Annotated in this window: 20 protein-coding genes; 11 read left to right on the top strand and 9 right to left on the bottom strand. The window is 42.0% G+C overall.

What is annotated here, in order from left to right; translation table 11 throughout:
* Positions 1–50: 50 nt before the first annotated feature.
* Both C4S61_RS05430 and carB read right to left on the bottom strand, forming a co-directional pair.
* Positions 51–317, bottom strand: a complete 267-nt coding sequence (locus tag C4S61_RS05430) for a DUF4834 family protein (protein ID WP_103923777.1) — start codon at positions 315–317, stop codon at positions 51–53.
* Between the two features lie 100 nt (positions 318–417).
* Positions 418–3,237 carry a carbamoyl-phosphate synthase large subunit gene (gene carB, locus C4S61_RS05425; protein ID WP_103923776.1) on the bottom strand — a complete coding sequence of 940 codons (2,820 nt, stop codon included), beginning with the start codon at positions 3,235–3,237 and terminating at the stop codon, positions 418–420.
* A 328-nt stretch (positions 3,238–3,565) separates the two neighbouring features.
* Here carB and C4S61_RS05420 point away from each other — a divergent pair, with 328 nt between their 5' ends.
* Positions 3,566–4,201 carry a peptidoglycan DD-metalloendopeptidase family protein gene (locus tag C4S61_RS05420; protein WP_235009815.1) on the top strand — a complete coding sequence of 212 codons (636 nt, stop codon included), beginning with the start codon at positions 3,566–3,568 and terminating at the stop codon, positions 4,199–4,201.
* Positions 4,202–4,207: 6 nt separating this feature from the next.
* On the opposite strand, the gene C4S61_RS05415 is transcribed toward C4S61_RS05420, so the two are convergent.
* Entirely contained in the window at positions 4,208–4,846 is a 639-nt protein-coding gene (locus tag C4S61_RS05415) for a hypothetical protein (protein ID WP_103923774.1), read from the bottom strand.
* A gap of 127 nt (positions 4,847–4,973) precedes the next feature.
* Here C4S61_RS05415 and C4S61_RS05410 point away from each other — a divergent pair, with 127 nt between their 5' ends.
* A complete protein-coding gene (locus tag C4S61_RS05410) occupies positions 4,974–5,222 on the top strand; it encodes a type II toxin-antitoxin system Phd/YefM family antitoxin (protein WP_103923944.1) in 249 nt (82 codons plus the stop codon).
* A gap of 50 nt (positions 5,223–5,272) precedes the next feature.
* On the opposite strand, the gene xerD is transcribed toward C4S61_RS05410, so the two are convergent.
* Positions 5,273–6,169, bottom strand: coding sequence for a site-specific tyrosine recombinase XerD (gene xerD / locus C4S61_RS05405; protein ID WP_103923773.1), 897 nt, complete (start codon positions 6,167–6,169; stop codon positions 5,273–5,275).
* A gap of 136 nt (positions 6,170–6,305) precedes the next feature.
* On the opposite strand from xerD, the gene C4S61_RS05400 reads away from it, so the two are divergent.
* From C4S61_RS05400 to C4S61_RS05390, 3 genes are read left to right on the top strand one after another with little or no spacing between them, the layout of a single operon-like run.
* Positions 6,306–6,788 (top strand): RNA polymerase sigma factor, encoded by a 483-nt coding sequence (locus tag C4S61_RS05400; protein ID WP_103923772.1) that lies wholly within the window; start codon positions 6,306–6,308, stop codon positions 6,786–6,788.
* Positions 6,789–6,832: 44 nt separating this feature from the next.
* Positions 6,833–7,108, top strand: coding sequence for a hypothetical protein (locus tag C4S61_RS05395; RefSeq protein ID WP_235009813.1), 276 nt, complete (start codon positions 6,833–6,835; stop codon positions 7,106–7,108).
* Between the two features lie 15 nt (positions 7,109–7,123).
* A complete protein-coding gene (locus C4S61_RS05390; RefSeq protein WP_103923771.1) occupies positions 7,124–7,969 on the top strand; it encodes a hypothetical protein in 846 nt (281 codons plus the stop codon).
* 371 nt (positions 7,970–8,340) lie between these two features.
* On the opposite strand, the gene C4S61_RS21790 is transcribed toward C4S61_RS05390, so the two are convergent.
* From C4S61_RS21790 to C4S61_RS05370, 3 genes are all read right to left on the bottom strand, one after another.
* Positions 8,341–8,514, bottom strand: a complete 174-nt coding sequence (locus tag C4S61_RS21790) for a hypothetical protein (protein ID WP_160111206.1) — start codon at positions 8,512–8,514, stop codon at positions 8,341–8,343.
* Positions 8,515–8,614: 100 nt separating this feature from the next.
* Positions 8,615–10,297, bottom strand: a complete 1,683-nt coding sequence (locus C4S61_RS05375) for a DUF885 family protein (RefSeq protein WP_103923768.1) — start codon at positions 10,295–10,297, stop codon at positions 8,615–8,617.
* Positions 10,298–10,390: 93 nt separating this feature from the next.
* Complete coding sequence (locus tag C4S61_RS05370; protein WP_103923942.1) at positions 10,391–10,798, bottom strand: GxxExxY protein; 408 nt, start codon at positions 10,796–10,798, stop codon at positions 10,391–10,393.
* A gap of 275 nt (positions 10,799–11,073) precedes the next feature.
* On the opposite strand from C4S61_RS05370, the gene C4S61_RS05365 reads away from it, so the two are divergent.
* The 4 genes from C4S61_RS05365 to C4S61_RS05350 are packed head-to-tail and all read left to right on the top strand — an operon-like array spanning position 11,074 to position 16,569.
* A complete protein-coding gene (locus C4S61_RS05365; protein WP_103923767.1) occupies positions 11,074–11,961 on the top strand; it encodes an ABC transporter ATP-binding protein in 888 nt (295 codons plus the stop codon).
* Between the two features lie 9 nt (positions 11,962–11,970).
* Entirely contained in the window at positions 11,971–15,615 is a 3,645-nt protein-coding gene (locus C4S61_RS05360) for an ABC transporter permease/M1 family aminopeptidase (RefSeq protein ID WP_103923766.1), read from the top strand.
* A 10-nt stretch (positions 15,616–15,625) separates the two neighbouring features.
* On the top strand, positions 15,626–15,988 hold the full coding sequence (locus C4S61_RS05355) for a DUF6922 domain-containing protein (RefSeq protein WP_103923765.1): 363 nt from the start codon (positions 15,626–15,628) through the stop codon (positions 15,986–15,988).
* On the top strand, positions 15,943–16,569 hold the full coding sequence (locus C4S61_RS05350) for a nucleotidyl transferase AbiEii/AbiGii toxin family protein (protein WP_103923764.1): 627 nt from the start codon (positions 15,943–15,945) through the stop codon (positions 16,567–16,569). The genes C4S61_RS05355 and C4S61_RS05350 overlap by 46 nt, the downstream gene beginning before the upstream one ends.
* A gap of 42 nt (positions 16,570–16,611) precedes the next feature.
* On the opposite strand, the gene C4S61_RS05345 is transcribed toward C4S61_RS05350, so the two are convergent.
* Entirely contained in the window at positions 16,612–17,763 is a 1,152-nt protein-coding gene (locus C4S61_RS05345) for a DUF4221 family protein (protein ID WP_160111205.1), read from the bottom strand.
* A 75-nt stretch (positions 17,764–17,838) separates the two neighbouring features.
* Here C4S61_RS05345 and C4S61_RS05340 point away from each other — a divergent pair, with 75 nt between their 5' ends.
* Both C4S61_RS05340 and C4S61_RS05335 read left to right on the top strand, forming a co-directional pair.
* Complete coding sequence (locus C4S61_RS05340; protein WP_103923941.1) at positions 17,839–18,231, top strand: VOC family protein; 393 nt, start codon at positions 17,839–17,841, stop codon at positions 18,229–18,231.
* Between the two features lie 37 nt (positions 18,232–18,268).
* Positions 18,269–18,508, top strand: a complete 240-nt coding sequence (locus C4S61_RS05335; RefSeq protein WP_103923762.1) for a VF530 family protein — start codon at positions 18,269–18,271, stop codon at positions 18,506–18,508.
* A 36-nt stretch (positions 18,509–18,544) separates the two neighbouring features.
* Here C4S61_RS05335 and C4S61_RS05330 read toward each other — a convergent pair whose 3' ends face one another.
* Entirely contained in the window at positions 18,545–21,487 is a 2,943-nt protein-coding gene (locus tag C4S61_RS05330; protein WP_103923940.1) for a glycoside hydrolase family 3 N-terminal domain-containing protein, read from the bottom strand.
* Positions 21,488–21,699 lie beyond the last annotated feature (212 nt).

Genomic DNA, 21,699 nt, shown 5'->3' with positions numbered 1-21,699 from the left:
ACTTTAAATTCTATAATTTTAAGTTAATTAGAAACAAAAAAAGTAAAGGATTATTCCTTCACTTCTTCGTAATCAACGTATTCACCGCCTTCGATATCTTTTTTACGCTTTTCGATTTCCTCTCTAGGGACAAAATCCACATTAACCGAATTCTTAGGACGAGAAGCTTGTTGCTGAGCGCGCTGTTGCTCCATGGCTGCTTCATTCACTTGCCTGGCAAACTTGGCCAGTTTGGTCCGTAGAAAATAGCGGATGAGTTGACCTAGAAGCCAACCCACCCCAAGAAGAATAATTACAAATTTTAATAGTCCACCCATTAATTTTTTGATTTCATCTGTTTATAATTTGATTTTTTTGGTCAGATGGAATGCCCAATTTAATTATCCCCCTGTGTGAGAAGCCATTCTCATGGGCATTTCATCTACTCAAGTAGATATTTCGCTCTGCATATATTTTAAGAAAATAATCGTCCATCAGGTCATCGATAAAGTAAATCGCTTCTCCGGTGGACTTCATTTCAGGTCCGAGTTCCTTGTTTACATTCGGGAATTTGTGGAAAGAAAAGACAGGTTCCTTGATGGCATACCCCTTCTTAAAGGGTTTGAATTCAAAGTCAGTCACCTTTTTCTCCCCTAGCATCACCTTTACGGCATAATTTACATAAGGTTCTCGGTACGCTTTGCAGATAAACGGCACAGTTCGGGAAGCTCTTGGGTTAGCCTCGATGATGTATACTTTATCGTTTTTAATCGCAAATTGGACATTGATCAAACCAACGGTTTTCAGGGCAAGGGCAATCTTGTGTGTATAAGTTTCGATCTGACGGATCACCAGATCACCCAAATTGTAAGGAGGCAATACTGCGTAGGAATCCCCGGAATGAATACCGGCAGGCTCAATGTGCTGCATGATTCCGATGATGTACACTTTTTCTCCGTCACAGATTGCATCTGCCTCCGCTTCGATCGCTCCCTCAAGGAAATGATCCAGCAGAATTTCATTATTCGGAATGTCTCGTAAAACATTCACCACGTGCTGTTCCAGCTCCTTCTCATTGATCACGATTTTCATTCCTTGACCACCTAAGACGTAGCTTGGACGAACCAAAAGCGGGAAACCAATGGTCTTGCAGAGTTCAAGTGCCTCATCGGTATTGTGAATGGTACCAAATTCCGGATATGGAATCCCAATATCCTTTAAAAGCGTGGAGAACCTTCCTCTGTCCTCTGCCAAATCCAAAGCTTCGAAGCTTGTACCGATGATTTTTATCCCGTATTTATCCAGCTTTTCTGCCAGTTTCAAGGCTGTCTGACCACCCAGCTGAACGATTACACCCAGCGGATTTTCCTGAAGAATGATCTCGTAGATATGTTCCCAGAAAACAGGTTCAAAATAAAGTTTATCCGCAACATCAAAGTCTGTGGAAACTGTCTCCGGATTACAATTAATCATGATGGTTTCGTAGCCGCACTCTTTTGCTGCCAACACCCCATGCACACATGAGTAGTCAAACTCAATCCCTTGACCGACACGATTTGGACCTGACCCCAAAACGACCACCTTTTTCTTTTCCGATCTTATGGATTCATTTTCATCTCCGAAAGTGGAATAGTAATAAGGCGTTTTGGCTTCAAACTCAGCAGCGCAAGTATCTACGAGCTTGTAGACACGCTTGATCCCCATTTCCTCATAGCGCTTGTTGAATACCTCGCTTTCGAGACAGTCTACCAAGTGGGCAATCTGACGATCTGCGTAGCCTTTTTTCTTAGCCAAATCCATCAATTCAAAAGGGATGGTATCGATTTTATATTTGGAGATTTCACCTTCCAGGTGAACAAGCTCTTCGATTTGTCTCAAGAACCACTTATCGATTTTAGTCAGTTCGTGAATGGTGCGGAAGGAGATACCAAGCTTGAAGGCATCGTAGATATGAAATAACCTGTTCCAACTTGGATTTTCCAAGGAATAAAGAATCTGATCTTGATCTTTCAGCTCTTTTCCATCAGCTCCAAGTCCATTTCTCTTGATTTCAAGGGATTGACAGGCTTTTTGCAACGCTTCTTGGAAGTTTCTGCCGATGCCCATCACTTCCCCTACGGACTTCATCGACAATCCCAATTTGCGGTCGGAGCCTTTGAATTTGTCAAAGTTCCATCTTGGAATCTTCACAATTACATAATCGATCGTCGGCTCAAAAAATGCAGAAGTAGTCTTAGTGATTGAGTTACTCAGCTCATCCAGATTGTATCCGATGGCTAGTTTTGCGGCAACTTTAGCGATTGGGTATCCGGTAGCCTTAGAAGCCAATGCGGAAGATCGGGATACTCTCGGGTTGATTTCGATTCCAATGATGACCTGATTGTCCGGGCTAACGGCAAATTGCACATTACACCCTCCGGCAAAATTCCCGATGCTGTTCATCATCTTGATCGCGTGATTTCTCATTTGCTGATAGACGGTATCAGGCAGCGTCAAGGCAGGCGCGACCGTGATCGAATCTCCAGTATGGACTCCACAGGGGTCAAAATTTTCAATGGAGCAGACCACGATCATATTGCCGATATTATCCCGCATCACCTCCAGCTCGTATTCCTTCCAGCCCATGATGCTTTGCTCGATGAGCACTTCATGAACGGGAGAAGCTTGAAGGCCCGCCACAAGGTATTTCTCAAAATCTTCTTCTTTTTCTACAAATGCTCCCCCTGCACCACCAAGGGTATAGGAAGCCCGGATAATCAAAGGAAATCCGATCTCTTGCGCAATTTCCTTTCCCTGTAGAAAAGAGGTCGCTGTATGGCCTTTGCAGACTTCTATACCGATTTTTTCCATCAGCGCTTTGAATTTTTCACGGTTTTCAGCCGTGTCGATCGCTGCGATGTCTACACCGATCATTTTTACTCCAAATTTGTCCCAAATGCCTGCTTTGTCACAGTCAATGGCAAGATTTAAGGCCGTCTGACCACCCATTGTTGGTAAGACCGCATCAATATCAGGATGATCGGTTAAAATTTTCTTGATGGAATTCTTATCTAAAGGAAGAAGGTACACATTATCCGCCGTGACAGGATCAGTCATAATTGTGGCCGGATTGGAGTTAATCAGAGTCACAGTGATACCTTCTTCACGAATAGAGCGGGCGGCTTGGGAGCCTGCATAGTCAAATTCACAAGCTTGACCGATCACAATGGGACCCGAACCGATGATGAGAATGTGTTTGATGCTATTGTCTTTTGGCATTATAAAGTGGGATATAGAGAGAAAATGCTTACGTCCAAATTGGCGCAAATTTAGAAAAATTATCCGAAGGAGAAAGTTTAAAGCAGAAGTATAAAGTCAGAAAGCTGAATTACCGGAACCGAAAAAATTAAAAATAGGCGTTTCCAGCTAACTGAAAGGCATAAATAGCGGAAAAAGTCCAAAAACGTAAAAGTGCTAAATTTTTAGATTTTTGACTTTAGATTTCTGACTTTGACTTTTTGAATTTTGGAAATTCCTTGCCAAAACTGAAAGTTGATTTCATACTTTTGATCCTATGATCTGGACTGGCTTTGACTTTTTCCCAATAATGGGAGAAAAATTAAACGATAAAAACACCTTAATCCTTGATTTCACGGAAAAAAATCAGGAATTGAAAACGGTCGATCTTTCAAATACCGAAGATTTTGATCAGTTTGTATTTGACCAGCTGAAGCATAAAAGCAAAAAATTCGGAATTGGTGGCTATCTGGAAAAAAGAGCGATCTACCGACGAAGTGAGGTCTTTGCAACAGCTGATGCAGATTTCAGAAATATTCATCTAGGTGTGGATGTCTGGACAGAAGCCGGCGCGCCTGTCTTTGCACCGATGGACGGAAAAATCCACAGCTTTCAGAACAATGCCGGTTTTGGAAATTATGGTCCAACGATTATCCTCGAGCATACATTAGAGGAGAGAAAAATTTTCACACTTTACGGACACCTGTTCCAAAAAGACCTGGCAAACCTCCAAACAGGGAAAGAATTCAAAGCAGGTGATTTACTGTGTCATGTGGGTCCATTTCCTGAAAACGGCGATTGGCCTCCGCACTTGCACTTCCAAGTGATGTGGGATTTGGGCGAACATTGGGGGGATTATCCCGGAGTGGCAGCGGAGAAAGAGCTGGATTTTTATCGAGAAAATTGTCCGGATCCAAATTTGATCCTGGGATTCGAACTGAAGTAGATCTCCTCAACAACTACATCCATTGACTAGATTTTTGATTCCTTTGGCGACTCCATGCTGAATCACCCCAAAGAGTTCGGCATAGTTTTGATAATCCAGCCCCCCATCTTCATCACTGGTCGTGAGTCCTGAATTGGTAGAGGTGATGGTAAAATCTGATTCGATTTGGCCTGTTTCAGTTGAAATCAGAGCCATTCGAAGTATCGAGCTGATTTCCATATCCGGGACTGGTGCCAAATCATAGGCTTCTTGAGGAGTTTGGTAAGCCCAAGTTTCTCCCACGCGGGTAGGTCCAATTGTTAACCCAATCAGGTAGCTGTATCCCAATTTTGAAGAAAGCTTTTCCCGTTGCACCGGATCATTTAAGTCTTTGATTCCTTCTTTTAGTAGCTCATAGTCCAGTCGATCTAGGACTTCGACTTTATGGAATCCTTCATTCTGAAGCAACGAGATGATTTGTCGTTCGATTTGATTTTTTTGAGAGACACTCAATTGACGGAAACTAGGCTCCCAGGCCAAAGGCAACACCAAAATTCCATCGGTTGGATTCAAACAGACCATGCAGGTCTGTGTAGTGTAAATTTTGGAAGAAGTGCAGGAAACAAAAAACAAGGATACAAAAAGAGCAGAAAGAACTTTTTTCATTATTTTATATTTGGTTATTAAAAGACGAAATTAGGAGATTTTGATTTTTAAAACTTTGAAAAAGGATTTCTTCAAAACTTTTTTTACACATCCATGTACATATATTTTTACAGTTCTCAACTGCCTCATGATTACAACCACCTTATCAGACTTCAGAAAAGACATCAAAAATTATTTTGATCGTGTCACTCAAAACTTTGAAACGCTCATCATTAATCGAGGGAAAGATAATGGCGTTGTTATCATGTCTCAGAGAGAATACAATTCTCTTCAAGCAACCCAACATGAGCTTTCTTCCAGAGAAAATGAGCGGAGATTGGACGCTGCTATTGAAAAATTAAAGTCAGGAAATTCAGAAATCCGAAACTTGTGCTGAGCCTGCCGAAGCATCCCAATTCTGCCGCAGCCAGGCAGGTCCGAAATCCACTATTTTCTCGGGTGAAAATCCGTCAGCACCTGCCTCAGGTAATCCCGATCCAAATGCGTGTAGATCTCCGTCGTGGTGATGCTTTCATGACCCAACATTTCCTGCACAGCTCTCAGATCAGCTCCGCCTTCGATCAAGTGCGTCGCAAAGGAATGTCGAAATGTATGCGGGCTGATGTTTTTTTTGATACCGGCTTGAATTGCGGTCTTTTTTATGATCAGAAAAACCATCACCCGAGTAAGTTTTTGCCCACGACGATTTAAGAAAACAAATTCCTCATGACCCCTTGTCGGAGTCTGGTGCACACGAACTTCTTCCTGGTAGATTTTGAGATACTTTAGCGCATCTTTTCCAACCGGAACCAAGCGCTCTTTGTTGCCTTTTCCCACAATCTTCAAAAAGCCGATTTCAGTAAAAATTTGACTCTTTTTCAGTTCGACAAGCTCACTGACCCGTAAGCCGGAACTGTAAAGCATTTCCAGCATTGCCCGGTTGCGATGACCTTCGGATTCCCCAAGTGGTATGGCTTCCAGTAAAAGCTCAATTTCCTGAAAACTGAGCGTGTCGGGAAGTTTTCGTCCCAGTTTTGGGGCTTCGAGGAGTTGGGCGGGATCTTCCTTGATTTTATCCTCATACATCAGGAAACGATAAAAAGCCTTGATACCGGAGATAATTCGAGCTTGGGAAAAAGCCGAAATCTCCAATGCTGCCAAAGCATTGACAAATCTGCGAAGGTGCTCCAATTCCAGTTCCAAGGGACTTTTCCCTACAAATTCCCTTTCTGCAAATGCTGCCAACTTCTCCACATCCCGGGTATAAGCTTCAATTGAATTTTCGCTAAGCGAGCGCTCAAGCTTGAGGTGATGGCGAAATTGACGGATAAGTTGCTGCCACATGGAGGAGTTGCAAAGTTGTAATGTGGCAAAGTTGCAAAGTTGCCCCAACCTTACAACCTTTCAACTTTGCAACTTTCCAATATTTTTTGAAGACCGTGTCATATAAATATCTTGTTTATTCGATTAAGTAGGGTAAATGAACCGAAACCAGCTCGAAACTTTACTCAGACAGCACCATCGAGAAGCCTATTTGTGGGCGAGACAATGCTGTGGGTTTGATGGAGAAATGGCTAAGGATGTGGTGCAAGTGGCCTATCTCAAGATTCTGGAAGGCCAGGCAAAGCTAAAGGAAGACCGAAATGCAAAAACCTGGTTGTTTTCGATCATCCGATTTACTGCGATCGATGAATTGAGGAAAACCGGAAAGTGGAGTGGCATTGAGAATCAACTTGAGTTGGTCTTTGAGGATACGGAAATTGATGAGACTAACTACGAAGCATTGGTCAAACGCCTTCCGAAAATGCAGCAGGAAGTCCTACTGATGGTGTTCTATCACGACATGACTTTGGAGCAAACTTCGGAAGTGCTGCAATTGCATATTGGGACGGTTCGTACGCATTACGAGCGAGGGAAGAAAAGACTGAAAGAGTGGATTGAAAAAATAAGGATTGAGAAATGATACGAGACGAATCAGAAAAAGAACTGCGCAATTTCTTTCAAATTATGAAAGAAAAAGACCTTGAAATCCCAACTCCGGATTTTCCGGAAGTGGCAAAGGCAAGGGCTGTTAATTGGTGGATTCCGATGGGAATTGCTGCTTCACTGCTGCTTGGGATTTTCCTATTCCCAAAACAAGAGAGCAGTCCCAAAGCTCCTGTAGATGTGATCATCATTACATTGCAGCAAGGAGAAAATCAAGAGCAACAAATTCTCATTGAAGAAAAGACCTTTTTGGAAACTTGGGAATCACCTACTTCCTCATTATTAGCCGAATACTAAACCAACTATTTAACCATGTTAAAAAAATCCCTTTTCCTGCTCTTTTTCCTGATTACAAGACTTGCCAATGCCCAAGATATGTTTCAGGAATACCTTTACTCCGCCGATATTGTGATGAAAAATCGAGACAAAATCTCCCTTACCGATTCGCAGGCTGATAAAATCAAGAAAATCCACAGTACAAATGCTGCTGATTTCAGCACCTTGAAATGGGATTTGGATGCTGAAACTGAAAAGCTGAAAAAGCTATTGGCACAAACGAAACCTGATCCTGAAGCTGTGACCAAACAAATGGATCTTGTCCTGAATCTGGAAAATCAGCTGAAGAAAAAGCAGCTTTCTACCTTGGTGGCAATAAAGAATGAGCTGACTGAAAACCAGATTAATGATTTAAACAAAACAAAAGTCCTAGGAAGAATAACCTCATGGGAGTACGCACCTGGTGGAGCATCACCCACTTTGGGCTCAACTGGAGCAAAGTTTAGAATTGGCAAAGAATTATCAGCTACACCTTCAGAAGGAAAAAGGGCAGTTTCTACTTCAGTGAATGGCTCAAGAGTCTCAGGCGTAGTGATTCAAGATGGAAAATCACCAAAAGCATCATCCGTAAATGAATCAAGTAGATCATCTGTTTACATTCAGAGTTTTCAAGACTCCCAACCTGCTTATTATTTAAAACTTGAAAGTGGCGGACACTTAAAAATCCCGGACGTAAAAGAAATCAATCCAGATGATATTGAGGCCATTGAGGTACTTAAAGATGAAAAGGCAACAGAAAAATTTGGACAAAACGGTAAAAACGGTGCAATAATTTTCACTTTAAAAAAGAAAACTCCTGACGAATCCCCAACAGAATTCTAAATCTTCATATTGGTTAAGTTTTAACAGAAAAGGAGGCTGATTTTCGGCCTCCTTTTTTTATGATTTCATCCTAGTGGGATTCATTCTGGTCGGGAAAAAATCGGTGACAGTTACTTTTTTGGTTAATTCATCTACAAAAAACAAAATCTTAAGTTCAAAATTTCTAGAAGCTCGGTATAGCAAAAACCTCACCTCTTTGGGATCATCGACAAAAGTCTTCTCCCTTGAACTACGATGCGGTTGATATTCTAAGGTTTCAATTTTCTCAAAAATTTCAAAGTCAATCTCGAAAACTCTATTCCGACCAAAGTTTGAATTTAGATACGGATAGACTTCATTTTGGTACCTTAAAATAGCCGAGCGTGTGAATATTATTTCATATCTCTTTCCTTCCACCATTTTTCATTCATTTGTTTAAATTCTTCCAATGAATGAACCCTCCCTTCTTTTATATCCTCCAAAGATTCTTGGAATCTTGCCTCCATTTCTTTTTGGATCATTAAATCCTCAATCCTTTCCAAGGTTTCGGTATTTTCAATCTTCATCACTCGTTGGATGAGATTCAGCTTGAGTTTTTCAGCGTTCACAGGATTACCATTTTAATTGAGAAGTAATCAAATTTACGATTTTTTCTTCAAAGCTGATTCAATCCAAAAACCTCCAGCTCGCCTTATGATTCTTGTCCAAGGGTTTGCCGGTGACTTTTGCTCTCAAGATCTCAATCGGCATCGCATTTTGAGATAGGATCAGGTCGTGAAATTCCTTTTCACCCATCTTACCGGAATCCACCATTTCAGCCCGCAAGGAATAGATTTCAAGCGCACCGATCATGTAGGCGATCTGATAAAGTGGTCCATAATTCCCTTCAAATGAACGTCTGACTTCCGCTTCCGCATTGGCGTATTCGTGTCCTACTTTGTCTACCAACAGGTCAATGCACTCTTGAGGAGTCATTTTTCCCAAGTGATAATTCAGAGAGAATATAATCCGTGCGCATCGATGCATTCTCCAGAATAGCATCCCAACCTTGTCCTTTGCATCACGGGGAAAATCCCGATCCCAAAGCACAAACTCCCAATACAGCGCCCAACCTTCCGTCCAAAAAGGAGTTCCAAACATGCGCCGATGTGTCATCACCCGCTGATTCATAAACTGCTGTAGATGGTGTCCCGGAATTAATTCGTGTTGGACAGTCGCTCGGGAAAAATGCGGGTTATTGCCCCGCATGGACATCATCTTTTCCTCGTGGCTCATTTCGGAAGTGGGGTAGGAAATCTGAATCACTTCCCCTCCCAAAAAGAACGGACTCACGCGCTGTCGCTCCGCAGAAATCATCGTCGTTCGCCAAGTTTCTTTTGCCAATTCAGGAACAGTGATCCAGTCATTTTTCTCCATGATTTCGATGGCTTCCTCACCCAATCTCGCCACTCCCTCAGGCCAAGCTCCAGCTGGTAAATAGGTATTTTTTACCATCTCCAAAGCCGCTTTCCAATCATTCCCAAAACCCAATTCATTGGAAGCCTTGAACATCTCTTTTTCGCACCAAGCGAATTGCTTCTCTGCTTCTGCAATCAACTCCTCAGGTGAATAGGCGATCATTTCAAAGGCCAGCTGCTTTTCCAATGCTTCTCTGCCGATAGGTTTTCCTATGATTCCGCTGCCATCATCTTTTACAGAGTTAGTGTAATGCTCGCGCAATCCTTTGGCATAATCCGTCATGCTTACATTCAACTTTTTCCAAGGCTCTGGCATCCACCAAGTGAATTCCGGGTCGTAATCAAAATAAAAATCGTAAGCTTCTTTGGTTACTCGATTTAAACTTTCCACCGCTGAAGCGGCCAAGTCGGCTTTTTGCCAGGAATCATATTTTGCTGAAGCAGGTAAAACTTTCAATTGCGCATCAATGGTTTTTGAGACTTGATTCCAAATCGCGGCCAATTCCTGAGAATTGGGTTGCTTGGCTCTTCTCCGAGCAGTGACAAAATCTTCCAAAGGTTTCCCAAAAGCAAGTACAGACTGAACTTCGGCAAAAGCCCGTTTGTCCAAGTCCAAAGTCGCCAGTTCCTTTTCCAAATAGTTACGAAAAAGCACATAATCGATCTTGCCATCTTCTGAGAGTGCATCGTAGTTGTAAGCTTGCAGACTTTTCAAATAATCCTGATTGAAGGATTCCATCCGGGAAAAGTACTCCGCAGAAAGTCGATTGGTGTACAATCTGGAAAGTGCTCCCCGATCCGCCTGATAAGTTTGGATCATGGAAACCAGTTCGGTGGCTTTTGCAAAACCAGCGAGAAGAATTAGGGAAAGAATAAGTATCAGTTTTTTCATAGGTATTCAAGAGTTCGTTATCGTAAACTTTGATCAGTAAACCACATTGTCACATAGGAAATATAGAAAACTATCTCCAGTGAAATTAGAGGATCACATAGAATCATAATACCTATTCACAAAGGTTTTTTGCCCTTGGTGGAAGAGGTTAATGACATTGAAATTCAACAAAATACCCTTTGGGATTTGTAAAAGATTCATGTAGTTAATTACCTGAGCTTGATGTATTGGTAAAATCTCGGAAACAGCTTTGATCTCCACAACAATCAGATTTTCAACAAAAAAATCACACCTAAAGTGGCCCACAATAGTGTGATTCTTATACGAAAACGGTAATTCCAACTCTTGCTGGAAAGTCAGCTTCCGTTCGTCGAGCTCAATAGCGAAGCACTTTTGATAAACACTTTCCAAAAATCCTGGACCTATATTTCTGTGAACTTCTATCGCTGCTCCAATGATCTGATAGGATAAATCATCGACTTCTTTTTTGGACTGTCTCATATTTTTCGCTTTAAAAAGTTTCAAATAAATCAACAAGGAATTCTATGTGACTATGTGGTCAGAAGAATACTTTCGGAGATATTCTAGTTAAGATTATTTTTCCAAAATCCCGTGACCATTGGAGGAAATTCTGCATCTAAATAAGGTAGACTGCAATTATCCTTTTTTAAGGAAGGTCTTTAAAATCAATTCCTTATATTCAAAATACAAATACTTAAGCTTTGATGATTTGATGTTTACTTAAAATTTTTCCCAACACACTAGCCCTTCTATCTATGGAACTAATTATTAAAAATCTCTCCAAGACGTATTCGAATGGAGTTAAAGCACTAAACGACATTTCGTTGACCGTCCCTCAGGGCATGTTTGGACTTCTTGGACCAAACGGAGCAGGTAAATCCACCCTCATGCGAACCATTGCCACCCTACAAGACGCAGATTTTGGAACTATCACCCTAAATGGAATAGATGTCCTGAAGGACAAACAGGCCGTGAGAGAGCGACTGGGATATTTGCCGCAGGACTTTGGACTTTATCCACGGATCAATGCGGAGACCATGCTGGATCACATCGCACAGATGAAGGGAATCGGCAATAAGTCTGAGCGAAAGGAACTAGTTGCCTCACTTTTGCAAAAAGTCAATCTTTTTAAAGACCGCAAAAAAGGACTCGGAACTTTCTCCGGGGGTATGCGGCAGCGATTTGGAATTGCCCAGGCTTTGGTCGGAAATCCCTCATTGATCATCGTGGATGAACCAACGGCAGGCTTGGATCCTTCGGAACGGAACCGTTTTTACAATCTGCTTTCAGAAATCGGAGAAAATACCATTGTGATTCTTTCCACGCACATCGTCGAGGATGTGAATACACTTTGCTCCAATATGGCGATCATTTGCATGGGCGAAGTACTGATGCAAGGCAAACCGAAAGAAGGGTTGTCGATTGTTCAGGGAAAAATTTATAAAAAGGCAATCGATAAAAGTGATCTCGAGAAATATCGGAAAGATTACCAAGTGATCTCCACCAAGCTGATTGAAGGAAAGCTCAGCTTGAGAATAGAAAGTGATGAAAATCCGGGAAATGGATTTGTCCCAACGCCTGCGGATTTGGAGGATGTATACTTCAGCTTTATCTCCAAAAAAGTAGATCCCATCACTATTTAATCTTCAGTCATGTTTAAAGATATCTTTCTATTTGAGTTGAAATACAGGTTTAGCCGACCGGCTACCTGGATTTACTTCGCATTTTTGACGATTGTCCCGCTTCTGTTGATTGGATTTGGAAATACGCCTGCCTCAGAAAAAGTTTTTCATAACTCTCCGATTGTCATTGCTAATTTACTGGTTCTGGTATCTCTTTTTGGGATTTTGATTGCCTCAGCAGTAATGGGAGTTCCTTTATACCGGGACTTGGAACATAAGACTGGAACCTTCCTTTTCAGCTACCCAATCGGAAAATTCGGTTATTTCATGGGACGGTTTTGGGGTTCATTTGTGGTCCTCCTGTTCATCTCCATGGGAGCTTTGCTGGGTATTTACCTAGGAAGTTTATTGGGTCCACTTTTTGGGACCGATGCCGAACGCTACGGACCAAATTCCCTCGTCAATTACATTCATCCTTGGTTGACGCTGGTCGTTCCTAACCTTTGGTTGGCTGGAGCCCTCTTTTTCGCACTGATTATTTTTACCCGAAATATCCGATCCATTTACTCTGGAGGTATCGTTATTTTCATCGCGTATTTATTGTCCAATTTCCTTGCCCAGGATATCGAAAATAAGGATTTGGTGCAGCTGATTGACCCTTTTGCGTTGAATTCCTTTGATATTCAGACCCGATATTTGACGCCATTTGAGCAAAATAGTTTTCTATTATCTGTGACTGGAAATCTACTTTGGAACAGAGTTATTTGGGTTGGTGTCGGGCTCATTTTCTTTATTGCTTCTTATTTCAGATTTAGTTTCACTTACTTTTTCCAAACTACTCAAAAGAAACTATCTGAGAAAAAGGACTCCGAAACTGCTCCGGTTGGTTTACTGAAGCGGGTAATGCCGGATTTCACAGCAGATTATCAGTGGAAAAGCTTCATCACGCTGACCAAAATAGAGATCCAGAATGTGCTCAGAGACGTGTACTTTCGGTCAATTTTGCTAGGAGGGATGATCTTTCTCATACTTGATTTCTGGATCGGTATTACGATCTACAGTGTTTCGAATTTCCCCTCTACCTCATTTTTGATGGAGTACAAAGGCTATGATTACCTGCTTTTTGTATTCATTATCATTGTCTTCTTTACAGGAGAATCTTTGCATCGGGATAAATCAACCGGTTATTCTGTCATCAACGATACTTTTCCTGTGAAGGACGGCGTGGTAATCGCCTCCAAGTTTTTCGGAATGGCATTTATTTGTGTGGTTTTGACTACCCTTCCAATCATCGTTGGACTTTTGGTACAGACTTTAAAAGGCTACTTTGATTACAATATTCCAGTCTATCTGATTGACAGTTATCTGATTTCGCTACCTGATTTCCTTCAGATGGTAATGTTGGTTTTTGCTGTTCACCTAGTCGTAAACAACAAATTTGCCGGACACGCCGCTGCCATAGGGATTTGGGTGGTGATGATCATCCTGAGAAATTTCGCCGAATACGATTTTAATCTCTTCTTCTTTAGCTACAAGCCAAGCTATACCTGGAGTGATATGAATGGATTGGGGCATTTTGCAGCCCCTTTGATCTGGTTTAATATCTACTGGACAGCATGGGGAATCTTTTTGGTACTTTTCTTCAGTATTTTCTTCAGCCGTGGAATTGAAGATTCCTGGAAAAGTAGAATAAAAACTGCCAAAACAAGATTGAGAAATCCAGCACCTAAACTCTCCTTTGCATTTCTCGCAATTGCACTGCTTTCTGGGGCATACATTTTTAATTCGGTGGTTTACGAAAATGGCTATCTAACCTCCGAAGAAGGGAAGGAAAGATTAGTCGCTTACGAACAACAATTGAAAAAGTATGATCGAATTCCACAGCCTAAAGCCACCAAAGTCAACATTAAAGCAGATCTATATCCCATGGAACGAAATGCTTTTTTTGAGGCCCAAGTTCAACTGGTCAATAAAACTGACAGCCCGATTGATTCGATCCACTTCAATAGCACAGATTTGACAAATTTCAAAGTCATACTGGATGAGGACACCCTTGCGTATCGGTTTCCTTTGGAATATAAACCAAGAAAATTTCAGCTTTTTGGCAAAAAGCCAGAACGGGAATGGTATAAAATCACAGCCTTGCCCGAGACTATGATGCCAGGAGATACGCTGAACTTTGTCATCATCAGTGAAAAAACAACTTCTGGCTTTCCAAATTCCGGTTATGGACAGGAGCTTGTCTATAATGGCACATTCTACAGCGGAGGGTTGCCTGATATTGGGTATTCTGCAAGTTCTGAAATGAACAGTGACGAGGACCGCAAGAAATATGGACTTCCCCCAAAGCCGGAAGATCTACCGGAACATCGTGATCCTTACGGAGAAAGGACACTACTATTCGCAGATGATGCAGATTTTATTCAATTTGAAACTGTAGTCAGTACGATTCCCAGTCAAATTGCAGTTGCTCCGGGATACTTAGAGCGAGAATGGGAGGACAATGGCAGACGCTATTTCCATTACATTCAGGATACGCCCATCCAGGCCTTTTTCACGTTCGTTTCAGCAGAATTTGATGTGTTGAGAGATGAGGCTGTCATGCCTGATGGAAGCAAAGTAAATCTGGAAATCTTTCACGATCCAAAGCATAAGTACAACCTGGATCGCTTTCTAAGCGCATATCAAGATGGAATCACCTATTTCTCTAAAACTTACGGAGACTTTCAGTTTCGCCAGATGCGATTGATGGAATTCCCACGATATTCCACCTTCGCACAATCCTTTCCCAATACTGTTCCATTTGCAGAAAGCTTCGGTTGGGTAGCGGACTTCAAAGATCCGGATGATTTTGACTACGTGTATTATGTGACCGCTCATGAACTTGCACATCAATGGTGGGGGCATCAGATTACCCCAAACTATACGCGCGGTTCAAACTTGATTTCGGAATCTTTAGCAGAATACTCTGCACTGATTCTGACAAAAAGAAGATATGGTAAGGATAATATGAAGCGGTTTCTCAAGGAAGAATTGGACAACTACCTTTCCGGACGATCCAACGAAGGGAAAAAGGAAAACACCTTCATCAACACCAACCGCGCCTACCAATGGTATTACAAGGGAAGTTTGATTCTGTATGGACTTCAGGATCTGATCGGACAGGACGCCATGGATTCAGCTTTGTACGCCTTCAATCAGGAATTCGGATTGAAAGAAACGCCCCCCTTTCCGGGCAGCTATGATCTTTACCGGCATCTCGATGCGGTCACTCCCGACAGTCTGAAATATTATCTCGACGACACTTGGAACAAAATCACACTTTATGACAACAAAGCTGAGGAAGTTCAGGCCAAACGAATCACAGAAGGGGAATATGAAATTACGCTGAAAGTCAAATCTCAAAAACTCTATTCCGATGAAACAGGCCGAGAAGAAAATGCCCAATACGAATCAGACTACATCGATATTGGAGTTTTTGCGGCTGAAGACAAAGATGAAAATGGCCGAACTCGTGTCAATCCCCTGTATATCCAAAAGCACAAAATCAGACCAGGAGAATCGACCATTACCTTCAAGGTGAAAGGTGAACCTGTGAAAGCAGGAATCGACCCTTACAACAAATTGATTGACCGATTGCCAGATGATAATTCGATTGCTGTAGAAATCAATTAAGCCAAAAGCCATGAAGAAATTCGGGGCCTTTTATTTTGAATACAGTAAATTTGATCAAAGGTCTTTAGTCATGGAGCAAAAAGTAAAACCTGTATTTCACAAGCGCATCTTTTGGGATGTGAATTTTGAAAATCTCGACTATGACAAAAAATACAAATTTGTCATCGAGCGGGTATTTGAGCGTGGTGATGTGCCTGACATTCGCAACTGCAGAAGATACTATGGTGATGAACTGGTGGCAGAGGTGCTGTTGAATGCGAAGTTTTTGCCAGAAATGAGAATATATTTAGCAGCGGCAGTTATTGACCGACCTATTGAAGATTTCAGATGTTACAAACTCAGACGGTCGAACCCGGAACTCTTTCCTTATTAAAAAGACTCTGCGGAATCCCTTGCCTTCAAAACTTTGCATTAGTTGGCGGGACAGCTCTTTCTTTGAAATTTGGACACCGCTTATCTGTTGACCTTGACCTTTTTTCAACTTCAGGATTTGAAAATGACGCAGTGATTTCTTGTCTCCGAAATGAGTTTGGGGAAGATTTCATAGTAGAAGATAAACCTGTCCGATTTGGTATATTTTGTTATATCCAAGGCGTCAAAGTCGATCTCGTTCGACATCCTCATCCGCTGATTGGACCGGTTGAAGTGGTTGATGGCATCCGCTTTTTTTCTGATCAGGATATCATGGCGATGAAGATTCAGCCGATTTTAGGTCGGGGTAAAAAGAAGGACTTTTGGGATATTGCCGAATTGCTTAAACACTACACCGTGAGTGATTTCATCAAAAATCACAAAGAAAAATACAGCACGCAAAATCTACTTATCTCGATACCTCAGGTGATGGTTTATTTTCAGGATGCAGATGAAGATGAAGACCCTGTAAGTCTCAAAGGCCAAACTTGGGGGAAAGTCCAAAAAACCATACAAAAAAAAATAGCTGAACACTTAGCCTAAAGCTTGCTTTGAATGAACGCTTATTAAAATCCCGGAATTAGACTAGTTTCCTTCAAGTTTGATTAACTCAAAAGCCATTTCATCTTCTTTGATTTCCGGATTGTCAGGATGACTCAGAGAGAGGTAAAGTCCTTTTTCTCCTACAAAGAAATTAGTTGGTAAATAAGTGCCTGCTTCGAATTTTGTTTCTGTCAGAAGATTTAGATTTTCATCAAAAACCATCACTACAAAGGGCCCTGGGCTATTTCTCAGTGCTCTTAATTCTTCATCTGTCTCAAAAGAGACATTCGGGTAAGCAAATCGATAATACACTTTGCGAAAAGAATCATAGACCAAGGACTCATAACGCGACTTAGCAAAAGCGTATTCATTAAATCCTCTGCTGTCCACATCTTTTGGAATTGTAGGCATTTGATCATCCAAAAATTGGCTTTTCGCCTCCACTGCTTTCCATTCTTTTGAGTTTTGATCCGAGAAATAAAGGCGGTGATCCCCCATAAAAGAAACCACTTTCTTTTCTCCCTGATTATTGACACTATACTCCAGTTGTTTATTTCCCGAACTTAGGTAATCACGGGGAAAACCCAAAGGCAATAAACGTAAGGCACCTGACTCCAGATTAATTTCAGCTTCCAGAGCCAAACTGTCCAATAGATCTTGGGTATACTCCGTTGGCCTCTTATCTCCACGAACTTTTGCAATCAGCTCTTTCCCAATTACCACCGGTGGAGAAACGTAATAACTGTTATGTGGAAAAATCGTCGAATAGCCACTTGGCAAATCAAATTGAATCCTTTTTTTAATCTTCCCGGAAGTGTCTGTAAGGACGAGTTTGCCTCCATAAGGAGGAAACAAAATAATACTGTCCATACTCAGAACATGGAAATAAGCAATATTGACCCCCTGATCTCCTTCTCTGTCAAATATCAATTCCTTTTTCAAGGATTGAGTTTCTAGATCATAAATTTGAAGAGAATTGGTGATCTCATTGAAATTGAAAAGTAATGGGCTTAATGCTTGAAAAAGCTCCAATCCCATACTGACATTTGATGTCTCATTATCCAATGGGAGAATGATTTTTTCGCCCGAAGCGACGAGACTCCAAGCTTTGACTTCTTCCTTTTTATTTTCGCAGGAAAAAATCAAAACAGAGAAAAGGCAGGCAAATAGCGGAATTGCGGTAAACTTGTACATGATAATTGGTTTAGGAATTAAACTAAAACTAATTCTCCATCTATTGGAGAATTCTTCCGTTTTAAAAACAAAAAAATGAAACAACAACTCGGACAACTCACCATCCTTGTCAGAGAATACGACGAAGCGATCCATTATTACACCACCATTTTGGGTTTTGAACTTTTGGAAGACACCAAAATGAGCGAAACCAAACGCTGGGTTCGAGTATCTCCTCCCGGATCGACTTGCCATTTACTTTTGGCAAAAGCAGCAGATGAAAAACAGCTGGCTCAAATCGGCTTTCAGGCAGGAGGTCGGGTATTTTTATTCCTTTACACCGATGATTTCTGGAGAGATTACAAAAACTATATCGCTCAGGGCGTGGAGTTTATCCGTGAACCCACGGAGGAAGCTTTCGGGACTGTCTCCGTTTTTAGGGATTTGTATGGAAATTTGTGGGACTTGATCGAGCCTGTAAAAAAGTAGGCCGTCTCAGTTTTCAGTATTCAGCAAAATAGCATCCATGGAATCCCAACCAAACAATCCACTTCACGGCGTAAAACTTGCCGATATCGTCGAACATCTCGTAGAAGTCTATGGCTGGAAGGAACTCGGGGAGCGAATCACGATTCGGTGTTTTACGCACGATCCCTCGGTCAATTCCAGTTTGAAATTCCTGCGAAAAACGCCTTGGGCTAGAGAAAGGGTGGAAGGACTCTACCTGAAATCACTCCGTGATGCCAAAAGGAAAAGTGAAGAATAAATCAGGAACGGCTCATTTTCTCCTTGCTCATGCCTCTTACTTTTTCATTGCCTCGTAGATAATGTCGTGGATTTTGGTCCTTATCCCCTCGGTCAGCAGCTTGTTGTTCTCAGCTGCGGGATACACTCGGTTTGACAGAAAAACATACACCAACTGATTTTCCGGGTCTGCCCACACACAAGTTCCTGTAAATCCGGTATGTCCAAAAGTGCTTTTTGGTGCAAATTTACTGGCTGACCCACCTTTACCATTTTCCGGTTCAGGCTTATCCCAACCCCAACCTCTACGACTGATATTTGATTGGCGCTTGGTAAATGCCTCCACAGTTTCCGGTTTGAATAGGTTTACATCTCCGTAAGATCCATTATTCAGCATCAATTGCATCATCACTGCAAGATCATTAGCCGTTCCAAAAAGTCCGGCATGACCGGCTACTCCTCCGTACATTGCAGCACCCGGATCATGGACATAGCCATGAACTTGCCGCTTCCGGAACGCTACATCATTCTCCGTTGGAGCAATATTTTCCAAAGGCATTTTCAGGTACGGTTTGAAGGTCAACGTTTTCAAACCCAGCGGTGCATAGAAATTTTGGTCCAAAAACTCATCCATAGGTTGATTGACAATCCGCTCGACCACAGCTTGCATGAAATACATTGTCAGATCTGAGTACACATATTTATGCGGCCTAGGAAGTAAATCGGACTTTACTGTCCAGTTCCAAATGCTGTCCCGGAGTGCGTCTCTGCCAAACATATCATTGGACACAGGGCTGCTGAATCCGGGTTCCAGAGAAGCGCTATAATAATCTTCCCGCCATTGGCCTGCCGCTACAGTTTTGACATAATGAGGAATAAAGGACTTCAAACCGGCCTCATGAATCATCACATTTTTGAGTTGAAGATTAGCTTTATTAGTACCTTTTAGCTCAGGTAAATAGTCACCCAAGGTTTTATTCATATCCAATTCTCCCCGGCTCTGAAGAAACATGATCGCTTGAGTAGTGGCAAGAACTTTGGTAACAGAAGCCAGATCATACACGGTCTCTTTAGTGACAGGAGCCGTTCGCTTGTAATCCAGGTACCCATAAGAACGCTCAAAAACCACTTTACCATCCTTGAGTACCAAGACATTTCCTCCTGGGGCTGCTTGAATCATAATCATGCGATTGGCCACTTCATCGATTTTATCCAACGTTTCCGAACTCAGCCCAACGCTCTCCGGTATACCGTAGGAAATCCGACCAGCGTCACTCAAGTAGCCACCCACACCATGTGAATATTGCCCACTGACAGTGACAGGTAAAATACCTTTACCCGGTCTTCCTCCAAACAGAACCTGAGGGACTATTTTTTGAGTTTCACTGGAATTTTCATAAGCCAATACCACATTCCCAAATCCCTCCAAAGCCTTGGCTGCGTAAGCGTTTCCAAAGAGTACGGTCACTACATTCTGCCTCTTTTCCAGAAGTCTGATCAATTGAATATCTCCTGGCGCAATCCCGAATGCACGCTGCGGACTGTTCGTCACACCCATCAATCCAACCACGACAACATCATAATCCTCCAGCTTCTTCATCAGATTGTAGTGAGCAGATTCTCCAGCCGCTTTCTCTATCGAAAAATGATCCACGGAGGTATATTTATTCAAATATTCACTAAAATATTCACCGGAATCACCGATACTCAAGCTGGCAAACTTCTGAATGTCAAGATTTTTAAAAGGAAGAATATCATTTTTGTTGGCAGCTACCGTGATGGACTCTGCATAGAGTTTTTCAATTACCTCACCGGTTTTTGGAGTATTAAGGCGTTCGGCAATTTTATAAGTATCAATAGGCTTATACTTATCCAAACCTGCCCAGTATTTTGCCTTGAGGATCTTTTTGACCCGACGGTTGATTTCGGATTCTTTGATGTCGCCTTTTGCTACTGCTTCCTTGATCAGAAGCTTTGCTTTGGGAACATCCTGTGAGTATAAAAGAACGTCATTTCCTGCAAGGAGCGCTTTCAGATCTACTTCTCCGGGTTTATTGACGTTGGCCACACTTCGCATATTTAGAGCATCCGTGAAAATCAGCCCCTGGAAATTCATCCGATTTTGAAGCAAATCAGTAACCACATGCTTGGACAGACTGCTTGGAATATTAGCTCCATTGTCCAAACTAGGTACATTGAGATGAGCGACCATTACCGACATCAAATCCTCTCGGAAAAGCTCCTGATAGGGGTAAAGATCCACTTCCCAGATTTGCTTTTCGGCATGCTTGATAACAGGTAGGGTGTAATGACTGTCACTTTCTGTATCTCCATGTCCGGGGAAATGCTTCGCATTGGCAATGACTCCATTGTCCTGAAGTCCTTTCATGTACGCTACGGCTCTTTTGGTGACGACTTCTTTGTTTTCTCCGAAAGCGCGATATCCAATGACCGGATTATCAGGATTGGAATTGACATCCACGACTGGAGCAAAGTTGATGTGCATACCCAATTCCTTAAACTGACGGGCAATCTCCGCACCCATTTCATAGATTAAATCCGGGTTCTGAATCGCCCCCAAGGTCATTGCCTTTGGAAAATTTGGCACTGAATCGAGGCGCATTCCAATGCCCCATTCAGCATCCATTGCGATAAATAACGGCGTTTTTGACTGTGCTTGATAGTAATTGGTAAGTCTGGCTTGACGGTTGGGTCCTCCTTGAAAGAAAATTAATCCTCCCAGATTTTCGGTTTTCACCAAGTGGCTGATTTCATCGATATGTTTTTGGTCTTTGTTAGAAAAAGCAGCTACCATGAAAAGTTGTCCCAATCGTTGATCAAAGGTCATCGCAGAGAATACACTGTCCACCCAATCCTCCTGACCTATCCGGTCATTGCTATCCAAGGGATCCTCATTGGCCACAAATGGATCCACCTTTCCGGAAGTAAATAATCCGAGCAGTAACACCAGTGAAAACAGTCCCCAAAGCTTCTTATTCATTATCGAGATCAATTATTTATCCTTACCTTTAAAAATGATTTTTGAGCGTGACGAAAGCACCAAACTCCTGGAGTCTTTGGTCACTTCAAAACATCGGAAATAAGACTCCAGTATCAATATAGCAAAGATCAGGCAACATTAAGTAGGCTTTGGGGTTAAAAACGTAAATAAGTGTTTTACGGTATTCACACCGTTTAAATCTCCTTGGTTTA

Source organism: Algoriphagus boritolerans DSM 17298 = JCM 18970 (assembly GCF_900108085.1).
GTDB lineage: Bacteria > Bacteroidota > Bacteroidia > Cytophagales > Cyclobacteriaceae > Algoriphagus > Algoriphagus boritolerans.
The sequence above is the reverse complement of the archived record's forward strand: the minus strand, read 5'-3'. Positions and strand labels throughout refer to the sequence as shown.

Excerpts from the sequence above, each read along its gene's own strand:
- C4S61_RS05430 (WP_103923777.1), bottom strand. The coding sequence starts at position 317 with ATGGGTGGACTATTAAAATTTGTAATTATTCTTCTTGGGGTGGGTTGG.
- carB (WP_103923776.1), bottom strand. The coding sequence starts at position 3,237 with ATGCCAAAAGACAATAGCATCAAACACATTCTCATCATCGGTTCGGGT.
- C4S61_RS05420 (WP_235009815.1), top strand. The coding sequence starts at position 3,566 with ATGGGAGAAAAATTAAACGATAAAAACACCTTAATCCTTGATTTCACG.
- C4S61_RS05415 (WP_103923774.1), bottom strand. The coding sequence starts at position 4,846 with ATGAAAAAAGTTCTTTCTGCTCTTTTTGTATCCTTGTTTTTTGTTTCC.
- C4S61_RS05410 (WP_103923944.1), top strand. The coding sequence starts at position 4,974 with ATGATTACAACCACCTTATCAGACTTCAGAAAAGACATCAAAAATTAT.
- xerD (WP_103923773.1), bottom strand. The coding sequence starts at position 6,169 with ATGTGGCAGCAACTTATCCGTCAATTTCGCCATCACCTCAAGCTTGAG.
- C4S61_RS05400 (WP_103923772.1), top strand. The coding sequence starts at position 6,306 with ATGAACCGAAACCAGCTCGAAACTTTACTCAGACAGCACCATCGAGAA.
- C4S61_RS05395 (WP_235009813.1), top strand. The coding sequence starts at position 6,833 with ATGAAAGAAAAAGACCTTGAAATCCCAACTCCGGATTTTCCGGAAGTG.
- C4S61_RS05390 (WP_103923771.1), top strand. The coding sequence starts at position 7,124 with ATGTTAAAAAAATCCCTTTTCCTGCTCTTTTTCCTGATTACAAGACTT.
- C4S61_RS21790 (WP_160111206.1), bottom strand. The coding sequence starts at position 8,514 with ATGAAGATTGAAAATACCGAAACCTTGGAAAGGATTGAGGATTTAATG.
- C4S61_RS05375 (WP_103923768.1), bottom strand. The coding sequence starts at position 10,297 with ATGAAAAAACTGATACTTATTCTTTCCCTAATTCTTCTCGCTGGTTTT.
- C4S61_RS05370 (WP_103923942.1), bottom strand. The coding sequence starts at position 10,798 with ATGAGACAGTCCAAAAAAGAAGTCGATGATTTATCCTATCAGATCATT.
- C4S61_RS05365 (WP_103923767.1), top strand. The coding sequence starts at position 11,074 with ATGGAACTAATTATTAAAAATCTCTCCAAGACGTATTCGAATGGAGTT.
- C4S61_RS05360 (WP_103923766.1), top strand. The coding sequence starts at position 11,971 with ATGTTTAAAGATATCTTTCTATTTGAGTTGAAATACAGGTTTAGCCGA.
- C4S61_RS05355 (WP_103923765.1), top strand. The coding sequence starts at position 15,626 with ATGAAGAAATTCGGGGCCTTTTATTTTGAATACAGTAAATTTGATCAA.
- C4S61_RS05350 (WP_103923764.1), top strand. The coding sequence starts at position 15,943 with ATGTTACAAACTCAGACGGTCGAACCCGGAACTCTTTCCTTATTAAAA.
- C4S61_RS05345 (WP_160111205.1), bottom strand. The coding sequence starts at position 17,763 with ATGTACAAGTTTACCGCAATTCCGCTATTTGCCTGCCTTTTCTCTGTT.
- C4S61_RS05340 (WP_103923941.1), top strand. The coding sequence starts at position 17,839 with ATGAAACAACAACTCGGACAACTCACCATCCTTGTCAGAGAATACGAC.
- C4S61_RS05335 (WP_103923762.1), top strand. The coding sequence starts at position 18,269 with ATGGAATCCCAACCAAACAATCCACTTCACGGCGTAAAACTTGCCGAT.
- C4S61_RS05330 (WP_103923940.1), bottom strand. The coding sequence starts at position 21,487 with ATGAATAAGAAGCTTTGGGGACTGTTTTCACTGGTGTTACTGCTCGGA.